The sequence below is a fragment of the Pedobacter sp. genome, from assembly GCF_045628745.1.
GTDB lineage: Bacteria > Bacteroidota > Bacteroidia > Sphingobacteriales > Sphingobacteriaceae > Pedobacter.
In genome coordinates, this window is record NZ_JAZQPU010000066.1 from 1 (window position 1) to 8,520 (window position 8,520).

An 8,520-nucleotide genomic window follows, 5' to 3' on the forward strand; every position below is an offset into this window, starting at 1 on the left:
CCTCGATGTCGGCTTATCGCATCCTGGAGCTGAAAGCGGTTCCAAGGGTTCGGCTGTTCGCCGATTAAAGCGGTACATGAGCTGGGTTTAGAACGTCGTGAGACAGTTCGGTCCCTCTGTACTGATAACATAAAAAAGAAGAGGCCTTATCCTTAGTACGAGAGGACCGGGTAAAATAGATCTATAGTTTAGTAATTGTTTATCAAAAGCATAGTTGCGTAGCTACATCTAGACGGGATAATTACTGAAAGCATGTAAGTAAGAAGCCTACCTCTAATCTTTTTTCAAAATATTAAAGAACATAATGTTTATAGGTTATAAGTCGATCAATTGTAAAATGATTCACTAAATAATACTAATTATCTTTGTAATGCACTTAAATTAAATTTTTTCTTAAAAGCTTACGCTTTTACCCTCTCTTCGGAAGAAGAGGGGGATTTTCTTTATGAGGAAATAGCTTAATTGGTCAAGCATTAGCTTGTCGAGCTAAAGGCTGCGGGTTCGACTCCCGTTTTCCTCGCCATATTCTTTATTCTGATACACAACAAATTTGTTAAAAACAAATAACTCAACCAATGATAAAGACGGAATAATTCAATGGTAGAATTTTGGAATCATAATCCAACCGTTGGGGGTTCGATTCCCTCTTCCGTCAAAAATAGTAGCATTAAGGGAATATAATTTAATGGTAGAATTTATGCCTTGCAAGCATGCCGTACCGGTTCGATTCCGGTTATTTCCACAAAAATTAGACAAAATTAAGGTTTTACCCACGGTAAGAACCAAAAGGGTAATTAGCTCAGTGGTAGAGCAGTTGGCTGTTAACCAAAAGGTCGACGGTTCAATCCCGTCATTACCCTTAATTCTAATTAAAACATTTCTATTTCAAATTCGTAGTGAAAACTGAAGAGTTTATACTCAAAGTACAAACTGAAGAGCCTATAACTCAATGGTAGAGTGTACGCTTGATAAGCGTGAAGTTAGTAGTTCAAGTCTACTTAGGCTCACTTAATATGATCAATAGAAACAAATAGCTTGCGCTTAAGTAAAAGCTCGAGTAGCTCAGTGGTAGAGCAGTGGACTGAAAATCCAAAGGTCGTTGGTTCAATTCCAACTTTGAGCAAATTTGGGGCAAAAAAGTATTAATTCGTTGGTTTTTGTTTATACAAATATTTTTAAAGTAAAAACTTAAAAGCCTGCTTGGCGGAATGGTAGACGCGCTAGACTTAAAATCTAGTTCCTTTTGGAGTATCGGTTCGAGTCCGGTAGCAGGTATAATACGGGATGTAGCTTAGTGGTTTTAAAGTGTCTGCCTTGGAAGCAGAAGACCGTAGGTTCGAGTCCTGCCATCCTGAAATTAAAGCTTCTTTCGTCTAAAGGTTAGGACGTTGCCCTTTCACGGCAAAAATATGAGTTCAATTCTCATAAGGAGTATACTTTATAACAAAAAAACTTCAACTTTAAACAAACCGTAGGAATTGATGACCTACGGTAAGAACCCAAAGGGAGTAGTTTAGTGGTAAAACATAAGACTTCAAATCTTGAATCAGGGGTTCAATTCCCTTCTCCCTTGTCTAAAAAAAAATGAAAATCACAATACAAAAAAACATAAAAAAATTTAAAGAGAATTATGATATTATCCGCGCTTTAACACCGAACGTACAGAATGGCGTTCAACAGTCTAAAGTGCAAAATCAAGTAATATTTATTATAGCATTATCAACCAAAACATTAATTGAATTTGTTAATTTATGACCGTTAGAGCAATGATTCTTTTCTCTAGCGGGCTTAATACTGCTATACTGATTAACCACAAAAATTTATAACAAAAGATTAAAAAAAAAATACAATACTGAATTATCAAATAGTTTTCGTGCTTACATGATCTTAAGTGATCTATTGATTAATTTAGCTTTAGGTCTTTATTATTTAAGTTATAGAAATACAGCTTTAGGTCAATTAATGATTAGTTGCCCAATTGCAGTTTCACCACTAATATTTATTGTCGAATTAATGTTTGTAATCTTTTGATATGAAGTTTATTCGAAGAATAAATAGAAGATACTGACGCATAAAACATCAATTTGTGGAATGATTTCAAAGCTCTGCTTTTTACAGGAATACTTTAACTCAAAGTATCTTACGATATTTTTCTAAAAATATCTTCCTTCGAACAGCAATACAGAATAGCTGAAATTATCTAAAATATACACTATACTATAGTGAGACTGGTATAGACTTTGTTAAACTTTTACGTTCAGATTTAGGTAGGTATAAATTTCAACTTCCTGTTTATTCAATCTTAATTATCTTCACGTTTTACTGAATTTCTTTAAAAGTTGGGAGCTGATTAATATTGTTTGTTCTTTTACTTTTTTTCCTATATCACAATTTGTCTTATTCTTGAATACGTGATTGTACAAAATATAGTAATTATCACTTTTTAGAATATGCAAAAAATCGTAGGATTAGAAGGCAGAAGTTTTTAATTCATACCGCTTTACGTCGAAAATTTATTCTGCGCAAGAAAAATCAATCTTTCTTTCGTAAAGAAATAATACAGAAACGTAATTGAAGCCTAAATAAAACCGTCTTTCAAGAATATGTTTTTAATAAAAATGACGTTTATGTTAATTATAAAATATTTAACCAGGATCTGTTTATAAATCATCATATTAGCTACTACCATATAGCTATATGTATTGATCCTAAATCAGAAACTATATATGAACAAGAAATATTAAAAAAATATATATTAGGCCGTAAAAATATGTTAAATGAAATTGAGTTTAATTTAAAAGCACAAAATATTATCAATGGTACGGGTAGCCTGATAATAAAAAAACTTTATGGAAAATATTTAGTTTATGACCATAAATCGAATAGCAAAGTTTTATTAAGCTGTTTGGCTATCTGTTGACAAACAAATGATAATAGGTGTGAACCTATTATGGCACTAGGTCCTTGATGTTTAGATACAATGGAAAAAAAACCCTGATATGTTGTTTTAGAGAAAAATGTTTATAAAGAAGCTTTTCTTGCAAACAAATACCGGTTTTTGCCTCTCGCTTTTTACAATAAGTGAAAACCTGAAAAAAAAATTGTCGTAACAGAAATTTCTTTCTATGAAGTTCTTCGTGGATTGGTTACTCAAATTTATGAAATTGATCGTAAAACATTTCTAAAATCTTATGCTGTATGAAAACATTTTATATCTCTCATGATCGGTGGTATTATTGCTTTTTATGACGATGTAAAGTATTGATATGCAATAAATATCTTCAAACGAAGCTGAAGATGACGTAAAAGACATATTCTTAAATTATTTCAACCTTGAAGACGAAAAGAAATAATCAGCGATTTTTTTTATTTCTTACGAACGGTAATTATCAATCCGCCGCACATTATAGTACAAGTCCTTGAATTATTTTGTGATATTGTTATTCCACGCATATTAAGGTGAAATGATGCTTGATATAATTATGTTATGGAAAATTTTTTAAAACCTTTCGATGAAAGAACTCGGACTATCGGTGTATGATATCGATTTACACTAAAATCCATTAATTACGATGAAACGATTGTTACATACTTTATACACTATCTTGGTGTTTTACTACTAAAGTTTCCTTTACCTATGTATGTCTTACAAATTCATCCGTGACTAAAAATAAACCTAAAAAAATTTCCGACTTGGGTCTATAAAGAACTGAAATACGTAATACCATTAGTACTAAATTCTTTTTATGATCAACTTAAATATTTCTTTAATGCAATTTATTCTTTAAAAATAAAAAATTTCGCAATAAATCAAAATACTTTAGCTAAAAAAGACTCTTTAGTTTTTACTTTGAGTAAAAACCCTTTTGGTTTTACCAAGAGTATAAACTCCAGAAAGGATGTTATAAGTAAAATAACACATTGACGAAATGGTAATGTTAGGTGACAACAAAGATCAATAAAAATTAATGAACAATTTTATTTTTATGATTATATTGAGTATCGTAACAATGATAGTTTCGCGCAGTACTTAATGGCTTACAAATTGGAAACGGGGCTTTGATCAATCATACTAAACGAAAATAGTTTAGCTACAGAATTTGATGATCATACATCTTTACCGGCCATTCGAGAAATGTCTTATAAAACTTGAAATCAACCTTGATGAGAAGGTGAACACTTGCCCGCAGAATTATTTGACGCGTATACTATGATTGCTCTAGTAGACATGTTCGTAATTAAACTGGGATCTTTAAATTTAGTTGGTCGCCCTATAGTTGGTACTGAAACGGAGTCTAAACTATTACTTGCACTATCTAAACAACTTGAAGTTAATATCGATTCATATTTCGCTTATACGGCTATACATGAAATTGTTAACTACTCAGACTATATTGATAATGTAACTGAATTTTCACCAGCATTAACAAATAACATTGTTGGTGTAAAAACACTATGTAATGAAATCATTACTAATTCTTTTGTTTTGGATCAATTACAATTATCGTTATTTGGGGAAGCAGAGTTTGATATTGATAATTATACGTTCTTGGAAACTTGCTGTGAAGCGTTAATTTATTATCAAAATTATAGTCCAGTTACTGGTTCTAGTCAAATTGATTTTGATATTAACGCGACATTTAGTAAGGATGCTGAAAATGTTCGTACAAAATCTCAGCAACAAATTAATGTACTTAACAATATTTGTTCTTCCTTAGTCTCTAATGATATTATTTGAAATCATACTGTTGTAAAAATTATTTTGGTCGAAATAAAAAGTGTTATTTCAGTATTAGAGGTCATCATCAGAGATTCATGCAATCAAATTTACAAAAGCTTTAATCGTAATAACTTTAGCAAAGCACGTATTATCATACACAAAAAAAAATTTAATAAATACGCAAAATATAAATTTAATTTCCAACAAAGTTTAAACGTTAAAGTTTCACACGTATTTGATTTCTATATTCAAAATCTCACAAACAAACAAGTTTTACTTGCTACTTTTGATGGTTTTGATGATGACGAGGATTAATAATAATAATATGCTATAACTTAAAAGTATTAACTAAAAAAAAAACTTAAAAAGTTTTCCAAGCGATTCGATTCTAATTTAATTGCTTGGTTTTATCTTGTTAAACTTTATTTATAGTTTAAACTTTCATATAATCAAAACTTTAGATAAAAAGGTTATTCCTTTTAGTTGGAGTATAACTCCACGAAATGTTTGGTTTTCTCTGAAAAACCCACGACTAATTAAATTTTAAAACAACAATTCTAACAAAATTGGAAAATAACAATTTTTAGTCAAAAAAAAAAAAACAAAAAAACATGCCACAAATTGACAAATTAACATTTTTATCAACTGTTTATTGAATCGTTGCTTTTTATTTTTTTTTGTATTTAGATGTGAATGTTAATTATTTATATAGCTTTTTAGCTAGACGTAAAATGAAAATGAAAAGAAGATTATGAGTCTTAAAAAAATTACAAAGTAATTCTAAATACTCTAGTATCTTTTCATCTAATATCGGTTTATAATCCGAAAAACTTTTTAAGTTTTCAGATTTAGTTTTTGGCATGCTGCCTTGTATAATACTAACAAACCAGAAGACAAACATGGTTTATAACTCTCGGTAAAAACGAAGGTGAAAACTTTGAGTATGAACCAAAGGGAAGGTGGCTGAGTGGTCAAAGGCAGCGGACTGTAAATCCGCCGAACATAGTTCTTCATAGGTTCAAATCCTATTCTTCCCATTGTGCTTACAATGGGTATCCAATTTTGAAAAAAACAAAAGGTATTTGCTTTTGTAGACGAAAATAGAGTTTAATAAAAAAGAAAATAAGTGGTTAAAATGTAATATAAATAAAAATTTATAATTATAAAATTTGATGAGTTTGATCCTGACTCTGAATGAACGCTAGAGTTCCGCTTGACACATGCGAGTCGAACGGCGATTATATAAATAATTGCAGTGGCGTCCGGGTGAATAATGCACTTAAAACTTACCTAACAATTCAGGATATGCTTACAAAAACCTTTGAGGAATACTGAATAATGTCAAATATTATTAATATTTGAAGATAAAGATACGTCGTTGTTAGATAGGTGAGTGTCGGATTAAGTAGTTGGTGGGGTAATGGCTTACCAAGCTGATGATCCGTAGCTGATTTGGGAGAATGCACAGCCACATCAGAACTGAAATAAGGTTTGATCCCCTACGGGGGACAGCAGTGAGGAATCTTGGGCAATGAGCGAAAGCTTGACCCAGCGAGAATTTGTGCGTGAAGGAGGCATTTAGCTGTAAAACGCTTTCAGGTGGGAAGATAATGACTGTACCATAATCTAGAAAGAAGTACTGGCTAAGTCTGTGCCAGCAGCCGCGGTAATACAGACAGTGCGAGCGTTATTCGGCATTAATGGGCGTAAAGGGTATGTAGGTGGTTTTATTAACTGAATCTAAAATGCTGGAGTAATAACTGTAGCGAAGGATTTGCATATGATAAAACTAGAGTTAAGGATGTGTAAGCGGAATTTCTTATGTAAACGTTTAAATGTTGTCATATAAGGAGGAACACCAAAAGCGAAGGCAGCTTTCAAAACTTAACTGACACTGAGGTACGGAAGCGTAGGGAGCAAACAGGGTTAGATATCCTGGTAGTCTACGCCGTAAACGATGATTGTTAAAAGAAGAATCTTTTGTATTCTTTCTTTACAGCTAACGCGTGAAACAATCCGCCTGGGTAGTACGACCGCAAGGTTGAAACTTAAAGGAATTGACGGGAGTTCTTACAAGCGGTGGAGCATGTGGTTTAATCTGATAATCCTCGTTTAATCTTACCAACTCGTGAAAGTCATTGAAAAAAAGTCACAGAAAAGTATTCATATACCTTTGGTTTCGATCAAAGGTGAATTACAAAAAATCTTGACGCATAATTGATGACACAAGTGTTGCATGGCTGTCGTAAGTTCGTGTTGTGAAATAGATGGTTAATTGCTATGAACGAGCGAAAACCTCACTTCTAATTAAAATTCAGAAAATATTGCAAGACAAGATATCTGATGCAGCTTAGAAGTTACTGCTGGGGAAAGCTCAGAGGAAGGTGGGGATCACGGCAAGTCGTCATGGCCTTTGAGAGTTGGGCTACACATGTGCTACAATGGGAATTTCAAAGAGGAACAATAATATTTTGCGTAAATCTCTAAAAATTCTTATGTCGGATTGTTTTCTGCAACTTGAAAACATGAAGGGGGAATCGCCAGTAATCGCAAATCAGCAAAGTTGCGGTGAATTTGTACTGGAGCTCTGTACAAACCGCCCGTCACGGTCCGAAAGACGCTTCCCTTAAAGTGGGAAAAGTGGTTTATATTGTGTTATACTTATAAACTAACAGCTTGCGTACGGGAATGCTCGATTGGGACGAAGTCGTAACAAGGTAATTGTACGGGAACGTGCAGTTGGAGAACGGAAAAATGATAAAACTTTTGTATTTAATATTTAGTTTTTATAAAACGAAAAAGTTGGCATTAAGCAATTCTTGGCACCAGCTTATTTACGAAAAAGCACAAATACTTCTTTAGGGACGAATGCTTTTTCTAGATTTTCATAATATGTCACACATTAATAAAAAAATTCAATAGAATTTAGACTTTTGTTTTTACCTTTAGTTATATAAAAACAAAAAGGGTAATTATAGTTCAGTGGTAGAATATTTGATTGTGATTCAAAAGGTCATGGGTTCGATCCCCATTAGTTACCACCCTTTACTTTATAGTTTCACTTTTTAGTTTTAGTTATTACTTTTACTTTATAGTTTTAGAAAAAGTATAAAACGGGCAGGTGTAATGGTAGCACATGGGGCTCATGACCCTAAGGGTTGGTTCGATTCCAAAGTCCGTTATCTTCAATTATTTCGATTTTTACTTTATAAAAAGTAACAACTTTGTAGTTTTATAAAAAGTAAAACTTTATAGTTTTATAAAAAGTAAAACTATAAGTAACAACTTATAGCAATAACTTTATAGTTTTACTTTATAGTTTCACTTTATAGTTTTACTAAAAGTAATAACTAAAAGTGTAAACTAAAAGTAATAACTAAAAGTATAAACTAGGTACGGTAACTGTAAAAATAAATGTAGAAATAAAAGAGCCTGTAATTCAATGGTAGAATGTGTTGCTCATAATAATAAAGTTGTAGGTTCGAGTCCTGCCAGGCTTATAGTAAAATGAAGTTATATATTAATATATAAACTTTGTATAAATTACCCTTTTTGTTTTTATATAGCTAAAAATTATAAACTAAAAGTAATAACTAAATAATTTATACTCAAATAATATTTCTATAATTATTTATAGAAATGAAAAACCATTTAAAATTATGATCTTACAATCAGCAAAATTAATCGGTGCAGGTTTAGCAACAATTGCTTTAGCAGGTTCTGGTGTCGGAATCGGTGTTGTTTTTGGACAATTAATCAGTGCAATCGCACGTAATCCATCTATCGCAAAACAATTATTC

The 8,520-nt window shown here is 31.8% G+C and carries 1 protein-coding gene, 13 tRNA genes, 2 rRNA genes and 1 pseudogene; all 17 read left to right on the forward strand.

Annotation, left to right across the window (positions count from 1 at the left end; translation table 11 throughout):
* Positions 1-378, forward strand: a 23S ribosomal RNA gene (locus ACR2F7_RS03175); the annotation flags it as partial.
* 69 nt (positions 379-447) lie between these two features.
* Positions 448-523 (forward strand) — tRNA-Asp (locus ACR2F7_RS03180).
* 60 nt (positions 524-583) lie between these two features.
* Positions 584-655 (forward strand) — tRNA-Met (locus tag ACR2F7_RS03185).
* A gap of 16 nt (positions 656-671) precedes the next feature.
* Positions 672-742, forward strand: a tRNA-Ala gene (locus ACR2F7_RS03190).
* A 46-nt stretch (positions 743-788) separates the two neighbouring features.
* Positions 789-860 (forward strand) — tRNA-Asn (locus ACR2F7_RS03195).
* 75 nt (positions 861-935) lie between these two features.
* Positions 936-1,007: transfer RNA gene (locus ACR2F7_RS03200), tRNA-Ile, on the forward strand.
* A 44-nt stretch (positions 1,008-1,051) separates the two neighbouring features.
* Positions 1,052-1,123 (forward strand) — tRNA-Phe (locus ACR2F7_RS03205).
* Positions 1,124-1,194: 71 nt separating this feature from the next.
* A tRNA-Leu gene (locus ACR2F7_RS03210) sits at positions 1,195-1,275 on the forward strand.
* 5 nt (positions 1,276-1,280) lie between these two features.
* Positions 1,281-1,355: transfer RNA gene (locus tag ACR2F7_RS03215), tRNA-Pro, on the forward strand.
* A 7-nt stretch (positions 1,356-1,362) separates the two neighbouring features.
* A tRNA-Glu gene (locus ACR2F7_RS03220) sits at positions 1,363-1,434 on the forward strand.
* Between the two features lie 2,776 nt (positions 1,435-4,210).
* A complete protein-coding gene (locus ACR2F7_RS03225) occupies positions 4,211-4,738 on the forward strand; it encodes a hypothetical protein (RefSeq protein WP_432712162.1) in 528 nt (175 codons plus the stop codon).
* Positions 4,739-5,673: 935 nt separating this feature from the next.
* Positions 5,674-5,757, forward strand: a tRNA-Tyr gene (locus ACR2F7_RS03230).
* Positions 5,758-5,886: 129 nt separating this feature from the next.
* Positions 5,887-7,475 (forward strand): 16S ribosomal RNA (locus ACR2F7_RS03235).
* Positions 7,476-7,687: 212 nt separating this feature from the next.
* A tRNA-His gene (locus tag ACR2F7_RS03240) sits at positions 7,688-7,761 on the forward strand.
* Positions 7,762-7,832: 71 nt separating this feature from the next.
* Positions 7,833-7,902, forward strand: a tRNA-Met gene (locus ACR2F7_RS03245).
* Positions 7,903-8,148: 246 nt separating this feature from the next.
* Positions 8,149-8,220 (forward strand) — tRNA-Met (locus ACR2F7_RS03250).
* A 159-nt stretch (positions 8,221-8,379) separates the two neighbouring features.
* Positions 8,380-8,520: pseudogene (locus ACR2F7_RS03255) on the forward strand (hypothetical protein); the annotation flags it as partial.